25 protein-coding genes and 1 tRNA gene are annotated in these 25,186 nt (G+C 73.4%); 15 read left to right on the top strand and 11 right to left on the bottom strand.

Annotation, left to right across the window (positions count from 1 at the left end):
• The first annotated feature begins 41 nt into the window (after positions 1-41).
• Positions 42-1,028 carry an aldo/keto reductase gene (locus tag ACIQGV_RS29925; RefSeq protein ID WP_402499786.1) on the top strand — a complete coding sequence of 329 codons (987 nt, stop codon included), beginning with the start codon at positions 42-44 and terminating at the stop codon, positions 1,026-1,028.
• Entirely contained in the window at positions 1,025-3,295 is a 2,271-nt protein-coding gene (locus ACIQGV_RS29920) for a helix-hairpin-helix domain-containing protein (RefSeq protein WP_402499783.1), read from the top strand. Before ACIQGV_RS29925 ends, ACIQGV_RS29920 begins: the two co-directional genes overlap by 4 nt.
• Positions 3,296-3,413: 118 nt before the next feature.
• On the opposite strand, the gene ACIQGV_RS29915 is transcribed toward ACIQGV_RS29920, so the two are convergent.
• A complete protein-coding gene (locus ACIQGV_RS29915; protein ID WP_402499780.1) occupies positions 3,414-4,160 on the bottom strand; it encodes a hypothetical protein in 747 nt (248 codons plus the stop codon).
• Between the two features lie 47 nt (positions 4,161-4,207).
• Here ACIQGV_RS29915 and ACIQGV_RS29910 point away from each other — a divergent pair, with 47 nt between their 5' ends.
• Complete coding sequence (locus ACIQGV_RS29910; protein ID WP_402499778.1) at positions 4,208-4,396, top strand: DUF5703 family protein; 189 nt, start codon at positions 4,208-4,210, stop codon at positions 4,394-4,396.
• A 72-nt stretch (positions 4,397-4,468) separates the two neighbouring features.
• On the opposite strand, the gene ACIQGV_RS29905 is transcribed toward ACIQGV_RS29910, so the two are convergent.
• The 3 genes from ACIQGV_RS29905 to ACIQGV_RS29895 form a co-directional block, all read right to left on the bottom strand.
• Entirely contained in the window at positions 4,469-5,269 is an 801-nt protein-coding gene (locus ACIQGV_RS29905) for a chaplin (protein ID WP_402499776.1), read from the bottom strand.
• Between the two features lie 129 nt (positions 5,270-5,398).
• The gene (gene chpH / locus ACIQGV_RS29900; protein ID WP_402499774.1) at positions 5,399-5,632 is read right to left on the bottom strand and encodes a chaplin ChpH; all 234 of its coding nucleotides are present in this window, start codon (positions 5,630-5,632) and stop codon (positions 5,399-5,401) included.
• 155 nt (positions 5,633-5,787) lie between these two features.
• Complete coding sequence (locus tag ACIQGV_RS29895; RefSeq protein ID WP_402499771.1) at positions 5,788-7,113, bottom strand: M20/M25/M40 family metallo-hydrolase; 1,326 nt, start codon at positions 7,111-7,113, stop codon at positions 5,788-5,790.
• Between the two features lie 256 nt (positions 7,114-7,369).
• Here ACIQGV_RS29895 and ACIQGV_RS29890 point away from each other — a divergent pair.
• Positions 7,370-7,457, top strand: a tRNA-Leu gene (locus ACIQGV_RS29890).
• A gap of 53 nt (positions 7,458-7,510) precedes the next feature.
• Positions 7,511-7,885 (top strand): YchJ family protein, encoded by a 375-nt coding sequence (locus ACIQGV_RS29885; protein ID WP_402499769.1) that lies wholly within the window; start codon positions 7,511-7,513, stop codon positions 7,883-7,885.
• A gap of 105 nt (positions 7,886-7,990) precedes the next feature.
• Here ACIQGV_RS29885 and ACIQGV_RS29880 read toward each other — a convergent pair whose 3' ends face one another.
• The gene (locus ACIQGV_RS29880) at positions 7,991-8,692 is read right to left on the bottom strand and encodes a FadR/GntR family transcriptional regulator (protein WP_402499766.1); all 702 of its coding nucleotides are present in this window, start codon (positions 8,690-8,692) and stop codon (positions 7,991-7,993) included.
• A gap of 148 nt (positions 8,693-8,840) precedes the next feature.
• Between ACIQGV_RS29880 and ACIQGV_RS29875 the strand changes: the two genes are divergently transcribed.
• The gene (locus ACIQGV_RS29875) at positions 8,841-9,347 is read left to right on the top strand and encodes a gluconokinase (protein ID WP_402499763.1); all 507 of its coding nucleotides are present in this window, start codon (positions 8,841-8,843) and stop codon (positions 9,345-9,347) included.
• A 77-nt stretch (positions 9,348-9,424) separates the two neighbouring features.
• Entirely contained in the window at positions 9,425-10,822 is a 1,398-nt protein-coding gene (locus ACIQGV_RS29870; RefSeq protein WP_402499760.1) for a GntP family permease, read from the top strand.
• Between the two features lie 134 nt (positions 10,823-10,956).
• Here ACIQGV_RS29870 and ACIQGV_RS29865 read toward each other — a convergent pair whose 3' ends face one another.
• The 4 genes from ACIQGV_RS29865 to ACIQGV_RS29850 all read right to left on the bottom strand — a co-directional run bounded on the left by ACIQGV_RS29865 (position 10,957) and on the right by ACIQGV_RS29850 (position 15,140).
• Positions 10,957-11,568, bottom strand: coding sequence for a cytochrome b/b6 domain-containing protein (locus ACIQGV_RS29865; RefSeq protein ID WP_402499758.1), 612 nt, complete (start codon positions 11,566-11,568; stop codon positions 10,957-10,959).
• A complete protein-coding gene (locus ACIQGV_RS29860; protein ID WP_402499831.1) occupies positions 11,552-12,241 on the bottom strand; it encodes a molybdopterin-dependent oxidoreductase in 690 nt (229 codons plus the stop codon). Before ACIQGV_RS29860 ends, ACIQGV_RS29865 begins: the two co-directional genes overlap by 17 nt.
• Before the next feature lie 280 nt (positions 12,242-12,521).
• On the bottom strand, positions 12,522-14,078 hold the full coding sequence (locus tag ACIQGV_RS29855) for an APC family permease (RefSeq protein WP_402499756.1): 1,557 nt from the start codon (positions 14,076-14,078) through the stop codon (positions 12,522-12,524).
• Positions 14,079-14,189: 111 nt separating this feature from the next.
• Positions 14,190-15,140, bottom strand: a complete 951-nt coding sequence (locus tag ACIQGV_RS29850) for a hypothetical protein (protein ID WP_402499753.1) — start codon at positions 15,138-15,140, stop codon at positions 14,190-14,192.
• A 472-nt stretch (positions 15,141-15,612) separates the two neighbouring features.
• On the opposite strand from ACIQGV_RS29850, the gene ACIQGV_RS29845 reads away from it, so the two are divergent.
• From ACIQGV_RS29845 to ACIQGV_RS29820, 6 genes are all read left to right on the top strand, one after another.
• On the top strand, positions 15,613-16,503 hold the full coding sequence (locus ACIQGV_RS29845; protein WP_402499750.1) for a DMT family transporter: 891 nt from the start codon (positions 15,613-15,615) through the stop codon (positions 16,501-16,503).
• A 34-nt stretch (positions 16,504-16,537) separates the two neighbouring features.
• Entirely contained in the window at positions 16,538-17,053 is a 516-nt protein-coding gene (locus ACIQGV_RS29840) for an NUDIX hydrolase (RefSeq protein ID WP_402499749.1), read from the top strand.
• A gap of 95 nt (positions 17,054-17,148) precedes the next feature.
• On the top strand, positions 17,149-17,541 hold the full coding sequence (locus ACIQGV_RS29835) for a YidH family protein (protein WP_402499746.1): 393 nt from the start codon (positions 17,149-17,151) through the stop codon (positions 17,539-17,541).
• Positions 17,538-17,867, top strand: a complete 330-nt coding sequence (locus ACIQGV_RS29830; protein ID WP_402499743.1) for a DUF202 domain-containing protein — start codon at positions 17,538-17,540, stop codon at positions 17,865-17,867. The genes ACIQGV_RS29835 and ACIQGV_RS29830 overlap by 4 nt, the downstream gene beginning before the upstream one ends.
• A 514-nt stretch (positions 17,868-18,381) precedes the next feature.
• Positions 18,382-19,404 carry a phosphotransferase family protein gene (locus ACIQGV_RS29825; RefSeq protein ID WP_402499740.1) on the top strand — a complete coding sequence of 341 codons (1,023 nt, stop codon included), beginning with the start codon at positions 18,382-18,384 and terminating at the stop codon, positions 19,402-19,404.
• 6 nt (positions 19,405-19,410) lie between these two features.
• Positions 19,411-20,625 carry an acyl-CoA dehydrogenase gene (locus ACIQGV_RS29820; protein ID WP_402499737.1) on the top strand — a complete coding sequence of 405 codons (1,215 nt, stop codon included), beginning with the start codon at positions 19,411-19,413 and terminating at the stop codon, positions 20,623-20,625.
• 74 nt (positions 20,626-20,699) lie between these two features.
• Here the strand turns inward: ACIQGV_RS29820 and ACIQGV_RS29815 are convergent, their stop codons facing one another.
• Positions 20,700-21,293 (bottom strand): TetR/AcrR family transcriptional regulator, encoded by a 594-nt coding sequence (locus ACIQGV_RS29815; protein ID WP_402499734.1) that lies wholly within the window; start codon positions 21,291-21,293, stop codon positions 20,700-20,702.
• Positions 21,294-21,379: 86 nt separating this feature from the next.
• A complete protein-coding gene (locus ACIQGV_RS29810; protein ID WP_402499731.1) occupies positions 21,380-22,144 on the bottom strand; it encodes an SDR family oxidoreductase in 765 nt (254 codons plus the stop codon).
• Positions 22,145-22,389: 245 nt separating this feature from the next.
• Between ACIQGV_RS29810 and ACIQGV_RS29805 the strand changes: the two genes are divergently transcribed.
• Both ACIQGV_RS29805 and ACIQGV_RS29800 read left to right on the top strand, forming a co-directional pair.
• Positions 22,390-23,628 (top strand): exo-beta-N-acetylmuramidase NamZ domain-containing protein, encoded by a 1,239-nt coding sequence (locus tag ACIQGV_RS29805; RefSeq protein ID WP_402499728.1) that lies wholly within the window; start codon positions 22,390-22,392, stop codon positions 23,626-23,628.
• A 199-nt stretch (positions 23,629-23,827) separates the two neighbouring features.
• On the top strand, positions 23,828-25,144 hold the full coding sequence (locus ACIQGV_RS29800) for a serine-threonine protein kinase (RefSeq protein ID WP_402499725.1): 1,317 nt from the start codon (positions 23,828-23,830) through the stop codon (positions 25,142-25,144).
• Positions 25,145-25,186: the final 42 nt, after the last annotated feature.

Below are 25,186 nucleotides of genomic sequence, written 5' to 3'. Positions count from 1 at the left end.
GAACCCCACGTGACAGGCTCTGGCCAGTACTCTCGGCGTCCATGGAGCAGAGGCATCTCGGCCGCACCGGCCTGCGTGTGTCCCGTATCGGTCTCGGCACCCTGACCTGGGGCAGGGACACCGACGAGCACGACGCGGCGGACCTCTTGAAGACGTTCTGGGAGGCGGGCGGGAACCTCGTCGACACAGCGGACGTGTACGGCGACGGAGAGGCCGAGTATCTGCTGGGGCAGCTGATGGAGGGCCTCGTGCCGCGCCGGGATCTGGTCATCTCGACCAAGGCGGGCAGCGTCCCGGATCCGGACCGCCGCTTCGACGGCTCGCGCGGCCATCTGCTCGCCGCGCTCGACGCCTCCCTGGCCCGGCTGGGCACCGACTACGTCGACGTCTGGCACGTGCACGCGTTCGACCCCTCGACCCCGCTGGAGGAGACGCTCCAGGCGCTCGACCTCGCGGTCGCCAGCGGACGTGCCCGGTACGCGGGCGTGTCCAACTTCTGCGGCTGGCAGCTCGCCAAGGCGGCCACCTGGCAGCTGGCGGCCCCGGGGGCGCGTACCCGGCTGGCCAGTACGCAGATGGAGTACTCCCTGCTCCAGCGGGGCGTGGAGCGCGAGGTGCTGCCGGCCGCGCTCGACCTCGGGCTCGGGCTGCTGCCCTCCTCTCCGCTGGGGCGCGGCGTGCTCACCGGAAAGTACCGGGGCGCGGCGCTGCCGCCGGACTCCCGGGGGGCCTCGGAGCATCTGGCCCCCTTCGTGGAGCCGTACCTCGACGACACCGCGAGCCGGATCGTGGACGCGGTGACGACCGCCGCGGACGGGCTCGCGGTGACACCGCTCCAGGTGGCCCTCGCCTGGGTGCGCGACCGGCCCGGGGTGGCCGCCCCGGTGATCGGCGCGCGCAACGCGCAGCAGCTCACGGCGGCGTTGTCAGTGGAGGCGCTTAGTCTTCCTGACGAGATCTGCCGGGCGCTCGACGATGTGTCGGCACCCGTGCACCGCTATCCCGATCACGACTGGAGCACGCTGTGAGCACGGAGCCGGAGACCGCCGAGGACACCACGCCGGAGACACCGTCCGCCGCGGAGGGCTCCGCCGTCGAGGAGGCCGCCGGGAAGCCTTCGTCCTCCGGCGAGGACGCCGCCGAAGCCGCTGACGGGACCGCCGGGGACGTCGGCGGGGACACCGGCGCCGAGGAGGCGGCCGAGAGCACCGGGGCGGGCTCCTCGGCGAGCGCGGAGGCCGCCGGTGAGGTGTCCGAGGCCCAGGCCGAGCTGGCCGCGCAGCGGCTGGAGCGGGAGCGGATCGAGCGGCGCAGAGCCGAGAGGCAGGGGCCGGTCGACAGCGGGGCGAAGCTGAGCGGCAGGGCGGCCGACCTGCTCGCGGCCGTGCGTGCCGTGGAGGGCGGCTCCAGGCCCTCGGCCGGTGTCTTCGGCGCGCCCGAACCGCCGCGCCGGCCTGCCGCGCCGGAGCCGGTACGACGGCCGCAGCCGGACCCGGCCGGACCCGGTGCCCGGCCGGCCGCGCCCGCCCGGGAGACGGTCGAGGCCGTGGCGGCCGTGCTGCGCGAGGGCGGCGCTCCCCCGGACCTGGCCGCGCAGACCGCCGCCGCGCTCGGCGAGGGGGCCGGGGACGGGCTCCGCGAGGACCCCTGGCAGCTGCTGCGGGTCGCCGGGGTGCGGCCCGAGCAGGCCGACGGGTTCGCACGGGCCCTGCTCGGCGCGGAATGCGCGCCGGACGACGAGCGGCGCGGCCGGGCGCTCACCGGCTGGCTGCTGGAGCAGGCCGCGGTGGCCGGGCACACCGCCCTGGAGCTGCCCGCGCTCACCGCAGCCCTCGGCCGGTACACCGTGCCCGGCCCTGACGCGGCCGTGCAGAGCGCCCTCACCGAGGGAGACGCCCTGGCCTTCCAGGACGCCCCGGACGAGCCGGGCGCGACACCGGCCGGCACCGGGGAGGGGGAGGACGAGAGCCGCCCGGTGCGCGTCCTCGTCGGCCTGGAGCGGTACGCGCTCGCGGAGGAGAGCCTCGCCGACGGCCTGGGCCGGCTGATCAACTCGGCGCCCGAGGAGGGCGGTTCGGCCGAGGAGTGGGAGGAGGCCGCCGCCTCGGCGCAGGGATCCGCCGCCGAGCTGATCCGCGCGGTCGCGGCGCACGGCCTGGTCCTGCACACCGGCGCGGACGCCTCCCTCGCCGAACCCGCGCAGCTGCTCCACCGCGCGGACGCCCTCGGCCTGCGCGCCTGGGCGGTCACCCACGGCCCGCTCGGCCGCGACCGCTTCGGCGCCCTGCTGCGGACGTCCCGCTCCGAAGCGGCCGCCGGCCGCGCCCTGCCGGACGGTCCGGGCGTCGGCACCGTCGCCGGGCTGCTCTCCGGTGCCGAGGGACCGGGGCGGGACGCCGACGGTGCGCTGGATCTCGACGTCCTCGTCGTGCTCGACTCACCGCAGCTCGACGTCGAGACGGCGGCGCTGCTCGTGGAGTCGCTGCCGGACGGGGCGCGGCTGGTGCTGGCCGGGGACCCGGGCGTGCTGTGGTCCGCGGGGCCGGGCCGGGTGTTCGCCGACCTGCTCGTCGCGCGGGTCTGCCCCCAGATCGCCTCGCGCCGCCCCGATCCCGGCCCGCTGGGCGAGCTGGTCTCCGGCATCGGCGTCGGCGAGCTGGGCCGGGTGGACGCGCCCGGCAAGGAGGTAGTCGTCGTGCCCGTGCGGGATGCCGGCGAGGCCGTGCACCGCACCGTGCAGCTCGTCGCGGACTCCGTGCCCCGGGCGATCGGCGTGCCCGCCGAGCAGACCGTGGTGATCACACCCGGCCACGGCGGCGCCGCGGGCACCCGGGCCCTCAACGCGGCCCTCAAGGAACGGCTCAACCCCGGGCCGGGCCGCTTCGGCGGCTTCGACCCCGGCGACCGCGTCGCCTACTCCCCCGCGCCCGGCCGCACCCTGCCCGGCCAGGTGGTGAAGGCCGACGCCGACGGACTGCACCTGTCCTGCTCCGGCGACGCCGTCGTCGTCGCGAGGGAGCGGGTGGAGCGGACCGTGCGGCACGGGTGGGCGCTCACCGCGCACCAGGCGGTCGGTGGCCGCTGGCCCGCCGCCGTGGTGGTGCTGCCGGGCGACGCCGCGCAGTCGCTGAGCAGGCCCTGGGTGTACACGGCGTTCGGCCGGGCCGAGCGGCATCTGTCGGTGGTCCACGGCGTGGAGCAGGCGCTGCCGCGGGCGGTCGCGGAGGTCCCGGCCAAGCCGCGTACGACCCGTCTGCCGGTGCTGCTCGCCGCCCAGGCGGCCGCGCGGGACTGAACGGCCGGCCGCGCCGGGGAGGGCAGGGCGCGGGAAGGGCCGGACACGGCGCACGGCGGCCGCGGGACGGATGCCCCGCGGCCGCCGTGCGCTCACTCGCCGCCCGTCCGCCGCTCACTCAGCGGTCCGCCTCCAGCCGTTCCAGCTCTTCGGCCTCGCCGGCGTCCTCGGCGTCGTACTCGAAGTCCTCGTCCTCGGCCCCGTCGGCGTCCTCGGCGTCGTGCGTCTCGTCGAGGTCGTCGGCCTCCTCGTCGTCGACGTCGTCGCCGTCCTCCTCGTCGAACATCGCGCTGGCGTCGAAGCGGCACACCACGTGCTCGGGGTCGACCTGGTCGAAGGGTGCCTCCAGCCATTCGCCCGCCTCGGCCGGCTCGTCCGCGGCGGTCACCCAGAGTGTGGAGTCGCCCTCCTCCAGACCGAACTCCTTGTGCCGGGTCGCGATCTCGTCCGGTTCGTACTCGCCGAACAGGATGCCCAGCGCGCCGTGCACCGTACCGGCGGCGTCCGCGTCGTCGTAGTCCGCGGCCTCGACCCGCTGGGCCTGGGCGAGCAGTCGCTGCGGCTCCACCACTGCGTAGTCACGACGGATCAGCACGCTCAGCGCGTTCGGCTCCTCGGGGCCCGTGTAGGGCGGCGTGGAGTCGGCACCGGGGATCTCGAAGGGGGTGACCTCGTCGTAGCGGTCGTAGAGAAGCTCGTCGTACGCCTCCGCGGCCGCGGCCAGCTGGTTGAACGCCTCGTAGACGGCCGGGTCCTCGTCCCCCGACCGGCGTTCGACCGCGGCCAGGTGGCGGTCGAGCGCGGTCTTGACCGCCTCGGCGGCGGCGCGTACCTCGGCAGCGGTGGGCTGCGCAGCATCAGACATAGTGCAGACGCTATCCGTACCGGGCCCCAGCCCGCACAATAGATGCGATGCCGGAATACGAATTTGTCGACGTGTACGTACCGCGCGGGGTGTCCCGCAAGGAGACGGCACGTCTGCTGACGGACCATGCAGAGTACGGACACTGGGAGTTGTACCGCCTGAGCCTGATGCGCGACGGAAGCCGCAGGGTGCGGCTGCGACGGAGGATCATCCGTCAGGTACGCGCCACCTGGTGAGCGGAAAAAGGCGGAAACGGAGCGGGCCCCGCAGTCGCGGGGCCCGCTCCGTCGTGAGGGATGTGAAGAGTGCTACGCCGAGGCGCGCGCCCTGCGGTAGAGGAGCGCGCCGCCGAGGACCGCTCCGACGCCGAGGGCGCCGGCCGCGCCGAGCGGGAGTTCGCTGCCGGTGGAGGCGAGCTGTGTGCCGCTGCGGGGGTGCGGAACCGTGGGGGTCGCGGGCCGGTCGTGGTCCGGGGTGCGGTCGCCGGGGACCGGCGGCCGGTCGTCCGGCGGCTGCGGGAGGGGCGGGACGTTCCGGTCGACGGGGGTGCCGGGCGGGGTGCCGTAGCCGTCGTCCTCCGGCGGGGCGGCCTGATACCCGGAACCGCAGTCGTTGCCCATGGCCGGGTTGAGGACGCCGACGACGTCGACGGTGTTGCCGCAGACGTTCACCGGCGCGTCGACGGGGGCCTGGACGTGGTTGCCGGAGCCGACGCCGGGTGAGCCGGTGGTGCTGCCGTGGGCGCCGGAGCCGCCATGGCCGCCGGAGTCCCCGTAGCCGCTGTGGCCTCCGTGACCACCATGACCACCGGAGTTCCCGTGGCCGTTGTGGCCGCCGCCCTGGTGGCCGGCGCCGCCGGGGGAACCGCTGCGGTTGGCGCACGAGTTGCCCATGGCCGGGTTGAGGACGCCGACGACGTCGACGGTGTTGCCGCAGACGTTCACCGGCGCGTGCACCGGCGCCTGCACCGAGTTTCCGGACAGCACGCCGGGGGAGTTCGAGGCGGAGCCGCTCGCGCCGGACGACGCCTGAGCCGTACCGCCGGCGGCCGCGATCACTCCGGTCGCCGCGGCCACCGTCATGAGGCCCTTGCGGGTGACCTGTCGCATGTACGTACTTCCCTGCCTTTCGTGAAAGACGCTTTCGTGAAAAGACGCGGAGAAAGACCGGTCGGCCCCGGAGCGCATGGCGCGCACTCCGGGGCCGATCGAGGTGGGGCGCCCCTCAGAGGGCGAGCCTCACTGGTTGACGCAGGTGTTGCCGAAGGCGGGGTTCAGCAGCCCGATCACCGAGATCGTGTTGCCGCAGACGTTCACCGGGATGTGCACCGGAACCTGAACGACATTGCCGGACAGGACACCCGGGGAGTGCACCGCGGCACCCTGGGCACCCGAGTCGGCGACAGCCATGCCCGCACCCGCGAGAACCAGGCCACCCGTGGCAGCCGCAGCAGCGACGACCTTCTTGATCATTATTCCTCCTAGTAGGCAAAGCGATCCCGACCGCGGATCGCATCACCAGTAACGAGGAGGCGCGATTAGGGCTACGACCCTATGAGCGCATTCACCCTTCCCGGTCAATGCCGTACAGGCGGACGAATAATGAAGTGTCGTTTCAGTGGGTGAATTCAGGACGCATCGAGGAACCGGTCGAGCACCCGTACGCCGAACTTGAGGCCCTCCACCGGCACCCGCTCGTCCACGCCGTGGAACATTCCGGCGAAGTCCAGCTCCGGCGGCAACTGGAGCGGGGCGAAGCCGAAGCAGCGGATGCCGAGGTCGTCGAAGGACTTGGCGTCGGTGCCGCCGGAGAGCATGTAGGGCACGGCGCGCGCGATGGGGTCCTCGGCGCTGAGGGCGGTCTGCATGGCGTCGACGAGCCTGCCGTCGAAGTCGGTCTCCAGCGCCTTGTCGCCGTGCACGTCCTCGCGCCTCACGCGCGGGCCGAGGATCCGGTCGAGGTCGGCGAGGAACTCCTCCTCGTAGCCGGGCAGGAAGCGGCCGTCGACGTGCGCGGTGGCCTGACCGGGGATGACGTTGACCTTGTAGCCGGCGCCGAGCATGGTGGGCGCCGCCGAGTTGCGCAGGGTGGCGCCGACCATCTTGGCGATGCCGCCGAGCTTGGCGAGGGTCTCGTCCATGTTCTCCGGGTCGAGCTCGGTGCCGAGCGCGTCGGAGAGCTCGTCCAGGAAGGACCGCACGGTCTTGGTGACCCGCACCGGCCAGGTGTGGCGGCCGAGCCGGCCGACGGCCTCGCACAGCTCGGTGATGGCGTTGTCGGTGTTGGTCATCGAGCCGTGGCCGGCGGTGCCGTCGACGGTGAGCCGCATCCAGTGCATGCCCTTCTGGGCGGTCTCGACGAGGTAGAGGCGCAGCTTCTCGTTGACGGTGAAGGAGAAGCCGCCGACCTCGCCGATCGCCTCGGTGACGCCCTCGAACAGGTCGGGGTGCTTGTCGACGAGGTACCGGGCGCCGTACGTGCCGCCCGCCTCCTCGTCGGCGAGGAAGGCGAGGACGATGTCGCGCGGGGGTTTGCGGCCGCTGCGCAGCCGGTCGCGGACGACCGCCAGGGTCATCGCGTCCATGTCCTTCATGTCGACGGCGCCCCGGCCCCACACGCAGCCGTCGGCGATCTCGCCGGAGAAGGGGTGGTGGGTCCAGTCGTCCGCGTTGGCCGGGACGACGTCGGTGTGGCCGTGGATGAGCAGCGCCGGCCGGGACGGGTCCTCGCCCTCGATGCGCGCGACCGTGGAGGCGCGTCCCTGGTGCGACTCGATGATCTGCGGTTCGAGACCCACCTCCGCGAGCTTCTCGGCGACGTACTCGGCCGCCTTGCGCTCGCCGGGGCCGGAATGGTCGCCGTAGTTGCTGGTGTCGATCCGGATCAGCTCGCGGCAGAGGTCGACGACCTCGTCCTCGCCGGTGACGCCGCCGGCCGTGCCCGTCTGGCTCACGCTGGTTCCTCCCGCTGTCACTGCTGGTGGTCCATCACTGCTGGTGGTCTCTCTCATCCTCCACCCCGTCCGGCCGCACCCCAAGACCGGTCCCGGCCCGACACACACCGTTCACGCGGCGGAGGCCGGTGCACGGAGGCGAACGGCGGCGAACGGCGGTGAGGACCCTCACCCCCGGGCTGTGATCGGGCTCCCCGGAAAGCCTGGTAATGTTTACGACGTCGCCGCGGGGGAAACCCCGCCCGACAGACACCTTGTCCGGGTGGCGGAATGGCAGACGCGCTAGCTTGAGGTGCTAGTGCCCTTTATCGGGCGTGGGGGTTCAAGTCCCCCCTCGGACACCAGCTGAGACCCCTGTAGATCAGGGGTCTTCTGCTTTTGCGGAGGATTTCCGGCCATGACCACGCGTGCGTGCCCGTGCGGGCTGCCCGAGCCCTACGAGACGTGCTGCGGCCGCTGTCACTCCGGGGCCGCGGCCGCGCCCACCGCGGAGGCCCTCATGCGGTCGCGGTACAGCGCCTTCGTGCAGCGGGACGCGGGGTACCTGCTGCGGACCTGGCATCCGCGCACCCGGCCGGCCCGGATCGACCTCGACCCCGCGATGCGCTGGACCGGTCTGGAGATCCTGGAGACCGGCGCCGGGTCGGCCTTCCACACCACCGGCACCGTGACCTTCCGGGCGTCGTACCGCGGCGGCTCGCTGCACGAGCGCAGCCGGTTCGAGCGGGTCGACGGGGCGTGGGTGTACGTCGACGGGGACTTCCTGGACTGACGGGGGCCTCCTGGACCGACAGGGGCTTCCCGGGCCGGCGGGGGCTTCCCGGGTCGGCGGGGACGGACCCCCCTGCCGGGAGCCCGCCGGGTGTCCCGGCCGGGGCTACGGCGCCAGGATGTCCAGTTCCTGGAGGGCGCCGACCGTGATCTGGCGGGTGAGTTCCTCGGCGCGGGCCGCGTCACGGGCGCGCACCGCCTCGGCGACCCGCACATGGAGGGTGACGGCCGCGGGGTCGGGGTCCTCGAACATGACCTCGTGATGGGTGCGGCCGGTCAGGACCTCCGCGACGACGTCACCGAGGCGGGCGAACATCTCGTTGCCCGACGCCGCGAGGATCACGCGGTGGAAGGCGATGTCATGGATCAGATAGCCCTCCAGCTGGTGGCCGCGTGAGTTGGCGACCATGCCGAGCGCACACTCGGTGAGCTCGGCGCACTGCTCGGCGGAGGCGTTGCGGGCGGCGAGACCCGCGGCGACGGGTTCGACCGCGGAACGCAGCACGGTGAGCGAGCGCAGCTGCCGGGCGCGGTCGGCGCCGGCCAGACGCCAGCGGATGACCTGCGGGTCGTAGACGTTCCACTCGCACTCGGGGAGCACGGTCACGCCCACACGGCGGCGGGACTCCACCAGATGCATCGTCTCCAGGACACGCACGGCCTCGCGCATGACCGAGCGGGAGACGTCGAAGCGCTGGGCCAGTTCGTCGGTGCGCAGAACACTGCCCTGCGGGTAGTCACCCGCGGTGATCTCGGGGCCGAGGGTGTCGAGTACACGGCCGTGCAGCCCGCGGCCCGGTGTGGTCATGCACTCAGGGTACGAGGCCCCCACAGGAACAAAAAGTCAGACTTATTTGTCACAGCGTCTTGAATTCGTCGTACCTAATGAGTTTCAGTATGGCGACGTCAGGCGCCGGAGGCCGGCGTCGCGTGTCGAGGAAGACAGCGAGGCAGTCATGCGTACCCCCCACGTGGTCGTGGTGATGGGCGTCGCCGGGACGGGCAAGACCACGATCGGTCCTCTGCTCGCCGCCCGGCTCGGCGTCCCCTATGCCGAGGGCGACGACTTCCATCCGCAGACCAACATCGACAGGATGTCGGCCGGTGTCCCGCTGGACGACGACGACAGATGGCCGTGGCTCGACGCCATCGGCGTCTGGGCCCACGGCCGGGCCGGGCTCGGCGGCGTGGTGAGCAGCTCGGCCCTGAAGCGGGTGTACCGCGACCGGCTCCGGGCGGCCGCCCCCGGCATCGTCTTCGTGCATCTCACCGGCGACCGCGCGCTGATCGAGGACCGCATGTCGCACCGCACGGGGCACTTCATGCCCACCGCGCTGCTCGACTCGCAGTTCGCCACGCTCCAGCCGCTGGAGGCGGACGAGGCCGGTGTGGCCGTCGACGTCCGCGGCGGCCCGGAGCAGATCACCGAACGGGCCGTGGCCGCCCTCCGCGCGCTTCCCTGACCGGCGCGGTGACGTCCCGCGCCTCCCCGTAGCACCCCTCCCCCTCCCCCGTCCCCCGTACCTGCAAGGGAATCCCCGTGACCAGACTCAGCGTCGAGATGCTGGCAGCGGACACCGTCGAGCCGATCACCTCGGCCGGCCACGCCCAGCTGGGCATCGCCGTGCTGGGCGGTATCGCCGTCATCGTCCTGCTCATCACCAAGTTCAAGCTCCACGCCTTCCTGGCGCTGACCGTCGGGGCGCTCGCGCTGGGCGCGTTCGCCGGGGCGCCGCTGGACAAGGTGATCGTCAGCTTCACCACCGGCCTCGGCACCACCGTCGCCGGTGTGGGCGTGCTGATCGCGCTCGGCGCGATCCTCGGCAAGCTGCTCGCCGACTCCGGAGGCGCCGACCAGATCGTCGACACGATCCTCGCCCGCGCGAAGGGCCGTTCGATGCCGTGGGCGATGGTGCTGATCGCCTCCGTGATCGGTCTGCCGCTGTTCTTCGAGGTCGGCGTCGTGCTGCTGATCCCGGTCGTGCTGATGGTCGCCAAGCGCGGCAACTACTCGCTGATGCGCATCGGCATCCCGGCGCTCGCCGGCCTGTCCGTGATGCACGGCCTGGTGCCGCCGCACCCCGGTCCGCTGGTGGCGATCGACGCGGTGGGGGCCAACCTGGGTGTGACGCTGGCGCTCGGTGTGCTCGTCGCCGTCCCGACCGTCGTCATCGCCGGGCCGGTGTTCTCCCGGTACGCCGCGCGCTGGGTGGACGTCCCGGCTCCCGAACGCATGGTCCCCCCGCGTGCCTCCGAGGACCTGGAGCACCGTCCGGGCTTCGCGGCCACGCTGGCGACGATCCTGCTGCCGGTCGTCCTGATGCTGTCCAAGGCGCTGGTCGACATCGTCGTGGACGACCCAGAGCACTCCGTGCAGCGGGTGTTCGACGTCGTCGGCTCCCCGCTGATCGCGCTGCTCGCCGCGGTGTTCGTCGGGTTCTTCACGCTGGGCCGGCCCGCCGGGTTCAGCAAGGAGCGTCTGTCGCGGACGGTGGAGAAGGGCCTGGCGCCCATCGCCGGCATCCTGCTGATCGTCGGCGCGGGCGGCGGCTTCAAGCAGACGCTGATCGACTCCGGCGTGGGCCGGATGATCCTGGAGATCTCCGAGGACTGGTCGATCCCGGCCCTGCTGCTGGCCTGGCTCATCGCGGTGGCGATCCGGCTCGCGACGGGCTCGGCGACGGTGGCGACCGTCTCGGCGGCCGGTCTGGTCGCACCGCTCGCGGCCGACATGTCGACCACGCACACGGCCCTGCTGGTCCTGGCCATCGGCGCCGGCTCGCTGTTCTTCAGCCACGTCAACGACGCCGGGTTCTGGCTGGTGAAGGAGTACTTCGGCCTGACGGTCGGGCAGACCGTCAAGACGTGGTCGGTGATGGAGACGATCATCTCGGTCGTCGCCGGTGCCCTGGTGCTGCTGCTGTCGCTGGTCATATAGCCGGGGTCACACAGCCGGCACCGGCCGGTGCACCCGAGCCCGCGCAGAGCCGCCGGGCCCCCCGAGGGGGTCCGGCGGCTTCGTGCGTGGGCCCTCCGCCCCGGCGGTCACGGCGGTCACGGCGGTCACGGCGGTCACGGCCGCCACAGCGAGTGCTCGCGCCGTGCCCATTCCCGGCTCACCTTCCCCGTGCGCAGCCCCCGGCGGGCCTCCGGGTCGGCGAGGGCCATGCCGATGTGGCCGGCGAGGACGACACCCGCGGTGAGGGCGAGCCAGTCGTGCACGAACGTCGCGCTGGTGCGCCACCGCAGGGGGGTGAGATGGGTGAACCACATGAGCAGGCCGGTGCCGAGCATGACCAGGACGGCTCCCGCGATCCAGGCGGCGTAGATCTTCTGTCCGGCGTTGAACTTGCCCGCCGGACGGGCCGAGGGGCGTCTGTCCCGCCGCAGTACGGCACGCAGCCAGAGCCGGTCGTGCGGGCCGAAGCGGTTGAGCCGGCCGAGGTCGGCCCGCAGGGCGCGGGAGGCGAGACCGGCCAGCAGCGGCACCGGCAGGGCGAGGCCCGCCCACTCGTGGAGCCGGACCACGAGGGCACGGCGGCCGACGAGCTGGGCGAGCTCCGGAATGTAGAGGCAGGCGGCCGTCGCCACGCAGACGCCCATGAGCAGGGCCGTCGTACGGTGCACCCAGCGCTCGGCCGGTGTGAAGCGCGGGAGGCCGTCGCGGTCAGCTCGTGGGCTCATCGTCGCGTCCGTTCGAACGGCCGACCCATGCGTCGACGTCGTAGCCGAGCTCCTCCCAGTAGCCGGGGCGGACACGGTCGGTGACGGTGATGCCCGAGAGCCACTTGGCGGACTTGTAGAAGTACATGGGGGCCACGTAGAGGCGGGCCGGACCGCCGTGGGCGTGGCCCAGGTCCTCGCCGGCCATGCGCAGGGCGACCAGGACGTCGGCACGGCGGGCCTGGGCGAGGGTGAGGCTCTCGGAGTAGGTGCCGTCGAAGCAGGTGAAGCGCACGGCGCGGGCCTCGGGGCGCACTCGGGCGGCGTCCAGCAGCCGCGACAGCCGTACGCCCTCGAAGAGGGTCTCCGGGACCCGCCAGCCCGTGACGCACTGCACGTCCCGCACCAGGCGGGTCGGGGGCATGGCTCTGAGGTCGGACAGGGTGTAGGTGGCGGGGCGGTCGACCAGTCCGTCGACGGTGAGGCGGTAGTCGCGGGAGGACCTGCGGGGGACGGAGGAGGCGACCGAGTAGTAGCGGAAGCCGCCGCCGTTGGGGAGCAGGTCGGTCAGGCCGGTGGGGTCCTTGTCGGCCACACCCCCCAGGAAGGCTTCCAGGGTGCGCTGGAGCGGCGGAGCGGCGACGACGCCGAGCGCGCCCAGACCGAGCGTGCCGAGGAAGACGCGGCGGCCCACGGGGGTGCCGCGCGGTTCCTCGGGTTCGGGGTCGGGGTCGGGGTCGGGCCCGCGGCCGGATGCGGGGTCGGGTTCGGGGGCTGGTGCGGGGGTCACCTCTTCATTCGAACACCCGCGTCCCCTGCGGGACCAGGGGAGGCGGGTGCTCGTCAGAATTCCGTCATCAGCAGGGCGGTGTTCGTCGCGCTGCGGTGACGGTGATCCGTCGTGGGTGCGGCGGCGGTGATCCGTCGTGGGTGCGGCGGCCGGGCCGGCGGCCGCCGGTGGGCCGGCCGGTGGATCAGTCGGTGGACCCGGCCGCCTTCTCCAGCTGGAACGCCTCGTTCCCGAGGCCGATGCGGGCGTGCGCCTCGGGGGCGCGGGAGCGCATCAGCAGACCGTGGACGAGGCCGGCGAGGAGGGCGAGGCCGATGACACCGGGCAGGATCCAGCTCAGGGAGGAGCCGGGTCCGGCGCCGATCAGGACGTCGATGTCCTTGATCGTGTATCCGGCGATCACCAGCAGGACCACGCCGGACAGGGACGAGGCGGCCAGCCGCCATGCCTGGGCACCCGCGGCGCCACGGCGTACGAAGAAGGCGACGACGGAGAAGGACGCCGCCGCCATCAGCAGGATCACACCGAGCGCGCCGGTGTTGCCGCCCCAGGTGAACAGGTGCAGCACGGGCGCGGTGGGGTCGCCGGCCGGTCCGTCGTCGGCGATCGCGAAGCCGGCGACGACGACGAGGGAGATCACCGTCTGGAGCAGGGAGCCGGTGCCGGGCGCGCCGCTGCTGCCGGTGGTGCGGCCGAACGCGGCCGGGAGCAGGCCCTCGCGGCCCATGGCGAAGGCGTAGCGGGCGACGACGTTGTGGAAGCTGAGCAGGGCGGCGAACATGCCGGTCACGAACAGGACGTGCATGACGTCGGTGAAGGTGCCGCCGAGCCGGGACTCGCTGAGGAAGAACAGCAGTCCGGCGCTCTGTTCCTGTGCGGTCGGCACGATCTTGTCCGGGCCGGTGGCGACGGTCAGCGCCCAGGAGCTGAGGGCGAAGAAGACGGCGACGAAGCCGACGGCGAGGAACATCACCCGCGGCACGAGGACATGCGGACGGCTGGTCTCCTCGGCGTAGACAGGAGCCTGCTCGAAGCCGGTGAAGGCGGCGATGCAGAAGCACAGCGCGGTGCCCACGCCCGCGCCGGTGAGGGTGCCGGGGTCGAAGGCGTGCAGGGACAGGCCCTCGGCACCGGGGTCGGCGACGACGGCGATGTCGAAGACCACGACCAGGACCAGCTCGATCAGCAGCAGGACACCCAGCAGCCGGGCGTTGACGTCGATCTTCATCCAGCCCAGCGCGCCGACGACGGCGACGGCCAGCAGGGCCGGTATCCACCAGGCCACCTCGGTCTCGGCGTAGGTGGCGAGCAGTCCGGAGACCTCGAAGCCGAAGATGCCGTAGATGCCGACCTGGAGGGCGCTGTAGGCGACGAGGGCGACGAACGAGGCGCCCGCGCCCGCGGTGCCGCCGAGGCCGCGGGAGATGTAGGCGTAGAACGCGCCGGCGTTGTGGACGTGCCGGCTCATCTCGGCGTAGCCGACGCTGAACAGCACCAGCGTCACGCCGAGCACGACGAAGAGCAGCGGCTGGCCGACGACACCCATCACCGCGAATGCCGTGGGCATGACACCCGCGACGACCATGAGGGGCGCGGTCGCGGCGAGGACGGACAGCAGCAGGCCGCCCGTGCCGAGGCGGTCGGCGCGCAGCGCGCGCTCCTGCCCCTTGAAGGTGCTGATGCCTTCGGGGGCGCCGGAGGGAGTCCCGGCGGGGGTCGTTCTCGGACTGTCCGTCGTCATCGGGGATGGTCCTTTCGGGGACGGTTCGGGGGACCGGGGAAAGGGTGCTCGGGTGGTGCGGATGGAGCGGGTGGAGCGGGTGGAGCGGGTGGAGCGGGTGGTGCGGGTGGTTCAGCCCATGCCGAGCGCGGCGGCGCGCGCGGCCTGGAAGGCGGCGTGCGGGTCGCGGTCGGGGTAGGACCACGGCTGGGGGGTGAGGTGCTCCCCGATGCGGTGGAACAGGGCGGCGGCCTCGGCCCCCCGGCCCTCGCAGGACTTGGCGTGGGCGAGGAAGTTGAGGTCCACCAGCCGGCGCGGATGGTCCTCGTGCTCCCACTCCAGCCACCAGTCGAAGGCGGCCTTCATCACCTGGCGGGCGCGGCGGCCGGCCCAGTGGCCGGAGGCGGCCGGGTCCGTGCTCTCGTGCCCCGCGGCGGCGAGCACGCGGTAGCGCTCGGCGTGCGCGACGACGGGCAGGATCGCGAGGGGGGAGTCGGCGGGCGCCTGCTCGGCGGACCAGTTGGCGAAGTCGTAGACCTCGTGCAGCGGGTCGGGCCCGTCCTCGGCGCGGACCTCGGCGAGACGGGCGACCATCAGATGGTGGGCGTGGTGATGGTCGGCGTGCCGGTGGCGGACCTCGTCGAAGGCGCGTGCGGTGTCCTGGTCGCCGCCGTGGTCGCGCTCCAGCATCAGCAGCCCGAGCCAGGGGGTGGGGTCGGCCGGCACCAGGCCGGCGGCGGCCCGGCACGCCTCGCGGGCGCTGTCCGGCTTCTCCTTGCCGTCCAGGGCGCGATGCACGAGCGACAGGGCGAGCAGCACGGAGGCGTCGGTGGACTCGGGTTCGGCGAGCCGCCACTCACGGGCCCAGGCGGCGCTGTACTTCTCCGTCGCGAGGACGGTGACGCGGTGACCGCGGCGGTCCCAGTCGTCGCCCGTGTGGGCGAGCAGGGAGCGGACGGCCTGCCAGCGGCCCTGGGCCAGCGCGGCGCGGGCGGTCACGAGGTCGGTGTCGTCGAGGGCCGCGTCGAACGTCTGGGGAGAGCGCTTGCGGGCGCGGCCCAGGGGTGGCGGGGGTGGTGACACCGAGGGGACTTCCTCAGACGGCTGCGTGGGGAGGGTGGGGGGTGGTGCGGAAGGTCGGAACAGGGCAGGGATCCGGCATGGTCATCGGTTGATCACACACAGCCAACCGGGAGCGGGCGGCCGACGTCAAGTGGAGCCGCCCGCGTGACACGCGTCAACTCATGTGACCAGGGGGACAGTTGTGACACATGAGGTTGCCTGGAGGGATCCGTTCCGTTTTTGGCCCGATTTCGGGATAGTGTGACGTACGCCATAGCGCCGGTCCGTCCGGCGTCGGACCATGGGCAGGACGGTCGCGCCGGCGCCGGGGGTCCACGGACCTCTCCGCGAGGGCGACCCGATCGGCGCCCGCCCCGGCATCCGCCGGGAGCGCGTCCGGGCGCTCCCGGGAGCACACCGGCTTCCGGGGACCCTACCGACCGGCCCCGCCCGTCCCCGCGGCCCGGCCGGACGAATCCCGAGGTACTTCTGCGTGTCGGTTCTGATTCTGCTTCTCGCCGTCGGTGCCGCCTGCTGCCTGGGGTTCGGGTTCGTCCTCCAGCAGAACGTCGCCCACCGTGCGCCGCGCGCGGACTTCCTGTCCCCGCGGCTGCTGCTCGACCTGGTGAAGGTGCCGCGCTGGCTGGGCGGCATCGCGCTGATGGTCGTCGGCATGGCGCTCGGGGCGGCCGCTCTCGGCCAGGGCGAGATCTCCTTCGTGGAACCGCTGCTCGCCACCAACCTCCTCTTCGCCCTCGCCCTCTCCCGCAAGCAGACCAAGCAGCCGCTGGGCCGCCAGGGCTGGTCGGGCCTTCTGCTGCTCGCGGGCGGGGTGACCGCGTTCATCGTGGCGGGCCAGCCGCGCGGCGGCGAGGCCGTCTCCGACCCGACGCGCCCCTGGCTGATCATCGGCGCGATGGTGGGCCTGGCCCTGCTGCTCACGGGCTGGGCCCGGCGCACCCGGCTCGGCTCCGGCCCGACCCTGCTCGCGCTGGCCGCCGGACTGCTCTACGGCGTCCAGGACGCGCTCACCCGGGTCAGCGGGGAGCGCTTCTCGGCGGGCGGCTTCGCCGAGCTGCTGACCGGCTGGCAGCCCTACGCCGTGCTGCTGCTGGGCGTCTCGGGGCTGCTGCTGGTGCAGTCCGCCTTCGAGGCGGCCTCGCTGCGGGCCTCCCTGCCCGCCCTCACCGCGGCCCAGCCGCTGGCCGGCATCCTCTGCGGCGTCGGCTTCCTCGGCGACCGGCTGCGCGCCGACGCCGGCGCCCTCGCCTGGGAGGCGGCCGGCCTCGCGGCCGTCGTCACCGGCATCGTCCTGCTGGGGATGCACCCGGCGATGCCGCGGGGAGCCGTGGCACCTGCGCGGGTGGCGCTGCAGACGTCCTGACCCGGGGACGGGGCCCTGCTGCTTGGATGGGCCCATGAGCTCCGCTGACGAGATACTCGACATCGTCGACGAACACGACCGGGTCGTCGGACGCAGGCCGCGCGGTGAGGTCTACGCCGAGGGGCTGCGCCACCGGTGCGTGTTCGTCCAGGCCCGCGACGCGCAGGGCCGGATCTTCGTCCACCGGCGGACGGCGGACAAGCTGGTGTTCCCGTCGCTGTACGACATGTTCGTCGGCGGCGTCGTCGGGGCGGGCGAGACCTACGACGACGCCGCGCTGCGCGAGGCGGAGGAGGAACTGGGGGTGAGCGGGCTGCCGCGGCCCGAGTTCCTGTTCAAGTTCCTCTACGACGACGGAGCCGGGGGCGGCTGGTGGTCGGCCGTGTACGAGGTGCGCTGCGAACTGCCGGTGCGGCCGCAGGCCGAGGAGGTCGCCTGGCACGCGTTCGTCACGGAGGAGGAGCTGCGGGCGCGGCTGCCCGAGTGGGAGTGGGTGCCGGACGGGCTGGACGCGCACCGGCGGCTGGCGGCCCACCACGAGGCGCGCTGAGCGGGCGGTGCCCGCGGTGAGGGCGGCCGCGCCCGGGGCGGCGGAGACCGCCACCGGCGGAGCCTGCGGCCCGGCCTGCGGATAGGCTCGTTCACATGATCGACCTCGTGCGGAACGTCCGGCTGTGGTTCGCGCCCGAGCGGGTCCGCACGGAGGGCGACACTCCCGACTACCGCTTCTCCCTGGCCAACGAGCGCACGTTCCTCGCCTGGCTGCGTACCGCGCTCGCGCTGATCGGCGGCGGATTCGCGGTGGACCAGTTCCTGCCGGACCTGCGGTGGGGGTGGCGGGTCGGTCTGGCGCTGGCGCTGCTCGCGGCGGGCGTGCTGTGCTCGCTGCGGGCGATGAACCACTGGGTGCGCTGCGAGCGGGCCATGCGGCGGGGCGAGGACCTGCCGGTCTCACGCTTCCCGGCGCTGCTGAGCCTGGTCGTCGCGGTCGTCGCGGTCGCCATGGTGGTCGTCGTGCTCGTCGGATGGGACGGATGAGCGCGGCGCCCCAGGACCGCGACCCGGGGCTCCAGCCCGAGCGGACGCGCCTCGCGTGGCGGCGTACGACCCTGGCGTCCACGGTGACCGCCGTGCTCGCCGTACGCATGACCCTGCGCGGCAGCGTCTCGGCCGCCTCGGCCCTCGCCTGCGCCCTGTGCTGTCTGCTGTGGCTCGGCTTCCTGCTGGTCGCCCATCTCCGCATCCGTGCCCTGTCGGAGTCCGGCCGGCCCCGTGCCCTGAGCGCCCGGCGGGCCGTCGTCGCGACGCTGTGCACGGTGGCGCTGGCGCTGTGCGCGACGACCCTGGTGTTCCAGGGCGCCTGACGGCCGGCACCCCCGGTCCACCGGGCCCTCGGCCTCCCGGCCTCCCACGTGTCGCCCCACCGGCCCACCGGTGCGCCCCGCCCACCGGCCCGCAGGCCCGCAGGCCGATCGGCCGATCGGCCTGCGGGTCCGCCTGCCCGTCGCCGCACCGGCTCACCGGTCCGTGGGACCCTCGGCCGCCCGTCCGGCCCCCGACCGCCCGTCGCCTCCTCGGCCCACCCGGCCGGCCGCCTGTCGGCCGGCTCGTGGGCCCGTCGGCTCACTGCGGCCGCAGGCTCCTCGACCTCCCACCCGTCACCCCCGTCACCCCCTCGGCCCCCCGACCGCCCGGCGGTCCGTCGCCCCGCAGGCCGGAAAGGGGCGGCCCGCGGCTCGCCCGCAGGGTGGGGCGCCCACTGATGCGGCCGCCCCCGGCCTATCGTGGCCCTGATCACGTTCGCTCCCCGCACTGGACGGCATACCGACCGGTCGGCATCATAAGTCGCGACCCGTTCACCGGCATGCAGGAGCGACGATGGCATCCGACCACCCTCCCGGACTCGACCTCGACCGGCTGCGCGGCCTGTTCGACCGCGAGCGCCCCGGACTCGCGCAGGGGCCCCTGACCGGCAGGCTGATCGAGGGCGGACGGTCGAACCTGACGTACGAGGTCTCGGACGGCACGTCGAAGTGGGTCGTCCGCCGGCCGCCGCTCGGCCACGTCCTGGCGACCGCTCACGACATGAAGCGCGAGCACCGGGTGATCAGCGCCCTGCACCCGACGGACGTGCCGGTGCCCGCCCCGGTGCTGCTGTGCGAGGACGAGGAGGTGCTGGGGGCGCCGTTCTACGTCATGAAGTTCGTGGCCGGCACGCCCTACCGCACCGCCGAACAGCTCGCCCCGCTGGGTCCGCAGCGCACCCGGGACGCCGTGCTGTCGCTGGTGGACACCCTCGTCGAGCTGCACGCCGTCGACCCGGGCGCGGTGGGCCTGGGGGACTTCGGGCGGCCCGAGGGCTTCCTGGACCGGCAGCTGCGCCGCTGGGGCAAGCAGCTGGACGCCTCCCGCAACCGCGACCTCGCCGGGATCGACGAGCTGCACGCGTCGCTCGGCCGGGAGCTGCCCGGCTCCCCCGCCCCCACGGTGGTGCACGGCGACTACCGGCTCGACAACGTCCTGATCGGCCCCGACGACCGGATCAGGGCGATCCTCGACTGGGAGATGTCGACGCTCGGCGATCCGCTGACCGACCTCGGTCTGCTGGTGATGTACAGCGAGCCGCTGGAGCTGCCCGACTCGCCCGTGAGCACCACCGCGGCCGCCGCCGGGCACCCCTCCCCCGCCGAGCTGATCGAGCGTTACGCCGCCCGCTCGGGCCGTGACGTCTCCGCGGTCTCCTGGTACACGGCGTTCGCCTGGTTCAAGCTCGCCGTGATCCTGGAGGGCATCCACTACCGCTACACGCTGGGCCAGACGGTCGGCCGCGGCTTCGACCGCATCGGCGATCTGGTGCCGGTCTTCATCGAGCACGGTCTGACCACTCTCCAGGAAGGCTGACGGGACATGGACTTCGCGTTCGACGCGCGCACCGAGGAGCTGCGCGCCAGGCTGCTGGCCTTCATGGACGAGCACGTGTACCCGGCCGAGCCGGTGGCCGAGGAGCAGCGTGCCGCGCTGGCCTCGCCGTGGGACACCCCGGCGGTGGTGGAGGAGCTGAAGGCCGAGGCCCGTCGGCAGGGGCTGTGGAACCTCTTCCTGCCGGACGCCGGGTACGGGGCGGGCCTGACCAACCTCCAGTACGCGCCGCTGGCCGAGATCACCGGCCGGTCCCCGCAGCTCGCGCCGACCGCGCTGAACTGTTCCGCGCCCGACACGGGCAACATGGAGGTGCTGCACCAGTTCGGCAGCGAGGAGCAGAAGAAGCAGTGGCTGGAGCCGCTGCTGGCCGGTGAGATCCGCTCGGCGTTCGCGATGACCGAGCCGGAGGTGGCCTCCTCGGACGCCACCAACATCACCACGCACATCGAGCGGGACGGCGACGAGTACGTCGTCACCGGCCGCAAGTGGTACATCTCCGGGGCGATGGACCCGAACTGCTCGATCTTCATCGTGATGGGCAAGACGGACCCGGACGGGCCGGACATCCGGCGCCAGCAGTCCATGGTGCTGGTCCCGCGGGACACGCCCGGTGTGACGGTGAAGCGGGCCATGCGGGTGTTCGGCTACGAGGACCACTACCACGGCGGCCACGCCGAGGTGGTCTTCGACCACGCACGGGTGCCGGTGTCGAACCTGATCGGCGAGGAGGGCGGCGGCTTCGCCATCGCCCAGGCCCGTCTCGGCCCGGGCCGCATCCACCACTGCATGCGGCTGATCGGCATGGCGGAGCGGGCGATCGAGCTGATGTGCCGGCGGGCCGTGTCGCGTACGGCGTTCGGCAAGGCGCTGGCCCAGCAGGGGGTGGTGCACAACTGGATCGCCGACGCGCGGGTGACCGTCGAGCAGCTGCGGCTGCTGGTGCTGAAGACGGCCTGGCTGATGGACACCGTGGGCAACAGGGGCGCGCACACGGAGATCCAGTCCATCAAGATCGCCACGCCGCGCGCGGTGGTGGACATCATCGACCGGGCGATCCAGCTGCACGGCGCGGGCGGGGTGAGCCAGGACTTCCCGCTGGCCGAGCTGTACGCGGGCGCGCGCACGCTGATGATCGCCGACGGGCCGGACGAGGTGCACCAGCGGTCGCTGGCGCGGCGGGAGCTGAAGAAGTACCTGTGACGTCGTGCGCAAGGGGCGGCCACCCACGGGTGGCCGCCCCTTGCGCGTGTCCTCGGGACCAGGCCCGTCCCCCGCTACGGGCGCAGGGCGCGCAGCAGCAGGTCGGCCAGGTGGTCGGCGAGCTCCTGGGGGCTCATCGGGCCGTCCGGGCGGTACCACGTCGACAGATGGTGGACGGAGCCGAAGTGGTAGTCGACCACCAGATCGGCCGGGGTCGCCCTGGAGAAGACGCCCGCCTCCTGTCCCTCCTCGATCAGGGCCCGGAAGCGCTCGTGGTAGCGCCGGCGCTCGGCACGCACCTGCTTGTTCTTCTCCGGGCTGAGGTGGTGCATCGACCGGAAGAAGATCGACGCGTCGTCGAGGTTCTCGATGGTCGTGACGACGACGTCGGCCGCCGCGCCCCGCAGACGCTTCTCGATCGGCTCGTCGGCGTTCGCGTAGGCGTCGAGGCGCTCCTGCTGGACGCGCAGCACGCGCGCGTACACCTCGTGCAGAAGGTCGTCCTTGGAGCCGAAGTAGTGGTACAGCGCGCCCTTGGTGACGCCGGCCGCCTCCACGATCTCCTGCACGGAGGTGCGGTCGTACCCCTGCTCGGCGAAGAGGCGGGTGGCGGCGGCCAGGAGCCGCTGCGGCACAGGCGTACCGTCCCCGTCCGTCGTCCTGGCCACTGCCGCCACCCGCCCTTCTGTTCGTGTCTCCCGCGGGTCCGTGCCGCGGGAAGCGTCTCCTGCCGGGAGATCTTCCCACGGACCGTTCAGGCCCCGGACTCCCATGTGCGCTGGACCCGGTTCATCCCGCCCAGCCAGCGGTCGGGCTCGGCGGCCCTGGCCTGGTAGAAGCCGGCCACCTCCGGGTGCGGCAGGATGAGGAAGCGGTCGTCCTCCATGCCCTTGAACAGGGCGTCGGCCACGTCGTCCGGTTCGATCGCGGTGGGCGCGAGCACCAGGTCACCGGCGGTGCCGGTGGCGGACAGCATGTCGGTGCGCACGCCCTGCGGACAGATGGCGTGGACCTTCAGACCTCGGTGGCGATAGGTGAGCGACAGCCACTCGGCGAAGGCGTAGGCGCCGTGCTTGGTGACGCTGTAGGGGGCGGCTCCGATCATGGTGAGCAGACCGGCGGCCGAGACGGTGGAGACGAAACGGCCGTGACCGCGCTCCAGCCAGTCCGGGAGCAGGGCGCGCGCCGCGCGGACGTGGGCCATGACGTTGACGTCCCAGGCGAGCGCCCAGACGTCCTCGGCGGCCGCCTCCGAGCCGCCCGAGCCGACGCCGGCGTTGGCGCAGTAGACGTCGACGGCGCCGCCGAGCGCGTCGCGGGCCTCCTCGACGATCAGGGAGGCGTCGCCCGGCACCGCGACACCGCCGATCTCCGCGGCGACGGCCTCGGCCCGGGCGGGGTCCAGGTCGTTGACCACGACACGGGCGCCCCCGGCGGCGAAGCGGCGGGCCAGGGCGGCCCCGATGCCGCCTCCCGCCCCGGTGACGACCACTCGGGCATCCTGCACGGCTTCCACCATCGGTCTCCTTCGGCACACGGCGTCGACGACGACTGCGACGCCCGGCTGCGGCACACGGCTCTGACTGCGGACTCTGATCTGACTGCGGACTCTGATCGCGCACTCCGCGCAGCGACAGACTAACCGGTCGGTATGTCGTGCGGAAGGCTTTCGGGGGACGGCCGCGGTCGGCCTCGTTCCACGCGGCCCGGGTGCGCGCTAGCGTGCGTGGGCATGACACCCGCCGCGATCACGGAGGTCACCGCATGAAGCTGTCCAGACGAAGCCTGCTCGCCACGACGGCCGCGGTCGCGGCGACGACCGCACCCGCGGCCGCGGCGCCCTCCGGCGGCAGGCACCGGCTGCGGACCGGGTTCGAGCGACTGGCCGCCGACGGCTACGCCCTGCTGGACGGGCAGAAGGTCGGCATGGTCACCAACCCCACCGGCGTCACCCGGGACGCGCGCCACATCGTCGACGTCATGCACGCCGACGACCGGGTGGACCTGACCGCGGTCTTCGGCCCCGAGCACGGGTTCCGCGGCACCGCGCAGGCGGGCGGCTCCGAGGGCCGCCACGACGACCCGGCGACCGGGCTGCCGGTCTACGACACCTATCTCAAGAGCGGGCAGCCGCTGGCCGACGTCTTCACCGCGTCCGGTGTGGACACGGTCGTCTTCGACATCCAGGACGTGGGCGCGCGTTTCTACACGTACATCTGGACCCTGTACGACTGCATGGACGCGGCCCGGCTCGCGGGGAAACGGTTCGTCGTGCTGGACCGGCCCAACCCGGTGAGCGGGCGGTCCGCCGAAGGGCCGGTGCTGCACAAGGAGTTCGCGACCTTCGTCGGGCGCGAGCCCGTCTCCCAGGCCCACGGGATGACCGTCGCCGAGCTGGCCCTGCTGTTCAACGGCGAGTTCCTGGCCGCCCCCGTACCGCTGGAGACGGTGGAGATGACGGGCTGGCGGCGGTCGGAGTTCCACGACGGCTCCGGGCTGCCCTGGGTACCGCCGAGCCCCAACATGCCGACGCCGGAGACCGCGCTGGTGTACTCGGGGACCTGCCTGTTCGAGGGCACCAACCTCTCCGAGGGGCGCGGGACGACCCGGCCGTTCGAGCTGCTGGGCGCGGAGGGCCTGGACGGGCGCTGGGCGGCCGCGGCGAACGAACTGGGGCTGCCCGGCGTGCGGTTCAGGGAGGCGTACTTCGCGCCCACGTTCTCCAAGTTCCAGGGCAGGACCGTGGGCGGGGTGCAGATCCACGTCCACGACCGGGCCGCCTACGAGCCCGTGCGCACCGGGATCGCGCTGCTGGTGACCGCCCGGCGGGCCTGGAGCGGGTTCGCCTGGCGCCCGGACAACTGGATCGACAAGCTGACCGGCTCCACCTGGGTGCGTACCGCGATCGACTCGGGGGCGGACACCGGCGAGGTGGTGGCGGGCTGGCAGGAGGAACTGGCGGCCTTCCGGCGGGTGCGGCGGGAGTACCTGCTGTACCGCTGAGCGGGCGGGGACTCCGGCCCCGGCACGCCGAGCGGCGCGCGCGCGGGGCCGGTGGCCGTCCGACGACGACCGTCCGGTGGGCCGGTGGCCGTCCGGTGAGCCGGTGGCCGTCCGGTGAGCCGTGACGTATGGCCAAGTGCCCCCGTTGGCAGGACGATGCGCCACACCGCGCGGCGTCCGGGGGACGAGGGGGCTTGTCATGGCAGAGACGGCAGTGAGCGTCGCTCCCTACTGGGAGCTCACCTTCGACGCGGACGGCGACGCCGATCCACGGCGCCGGGAACGGTTCCTCGCCGAGGCGGTGCGGCGCGGGGTGCGGGATCTGGTGGTCTTCGCGCACGGCTGGAACAGCGACCGTTCGGCGGCGACCCGGCTCTACAGCCGTTTCCTGGAGCCGTTCCCCGGCCTCGCCCCGGACGCGGTGCTCGGGTACGCGGGCGTGGTGTGGCCGTCGATGCGGTTCTCGGACGAGCCGATCCCGGACTTCCCGCGTGCGCTCGCCGCCGACGGGCCCGCTCGTCCCGCGCTCGGCAAGGACACCCGGCACGCCCTGCTGGAGACGTTCCCGGGGCGGGCCACCGTCGTGGAGCAACTGGCCCGGCTGCTCGACCGGCAGTCGCGCGAGGAGGCGGAACTGGAGGAGTTCGGCCGGCTGGTGCGGCTGCTGGTCGAGGTCGTGCCGCCGGGGCCGCAGGGCCCGTTCGCCGCCGACACCGAGGCGGAGGGGGTGCCGCAGAGCGAGCCCGGCATGTTCTCGGCGCCCGTGGCGGAGGTCTGCGAGGACTTCGCACGGGCCCTCGCCCTGTGCGGCACCCCGCCGGGGGCCGCCTCCTTCTCGGTCCCGAACCCCTGGGACGGGGCGCACGAACTCCTGCGGCAGGCGACGTACTACGCCATGAAACGCCGGGCCGGCACGGTCGGCGAGCGCGGACTCGGCCGGCTGATCGGACAGCTCGCGGCGGTGGCGCCCGGGGTGCGGGTGCATCTCGTGGGGCACAGTTTCGGCGCCCGGCTGGTGTCGTTCGCCCTGCGCGGACTGCCGAAGGGGGTGCACTCGGTCAAGTCGGTGACGCTGCTCCAGGGCGCCTTCTCGCACTACGCCTTCGCGGCGCGGCTGCCCCACGACCCCCGTGCTGGCGGTGTGCTGCACGGCCAGGACAAGCGGGTGGACGGCCCGCTGGTGTGCTGCCACTCCCGGCACGACTCGGCGCTCGGCACGATCTACCCGCTGGCCTCGCGGATGGCGGGCCACGACCGCGAGGTCACCGGGTTCGACCTCGGCCGCTCGCTCGGCCCCCGGTGGGGCGCCCTCGGCCACGACGGGATCCAGGCCGTGCCCGGCACGCGCGTGTGCACGCTCGACGACGCGGTGGCGGGCCGGATCCCGGCCTCCGGCTGCGTGAACGTCGACGTGGCCTCCGTGGTGCGGCGCGGCGGACCGCCGGCCGGGGCGCACAGCGACATCGTGCACCGGGAACTCGCCCAGGTCGTGGTGGCGGCCGGCCGCATCCGGTGACCCGCGCGCCGTCCCCCGCGGCGGCGGGCCGTCACCTCCCGG

The organism is Streptomyces sp. NPDC093094, from assembly GCF_044754345.1.
Lineage (GTDB): Bacteria > Actinomycetota > Actinomycetes > Streptomycetales > Streptomycetaceae > Streptomyces.
This window is presented reverse-complemented; position numbering and strand designations above follow the sequence as displayed.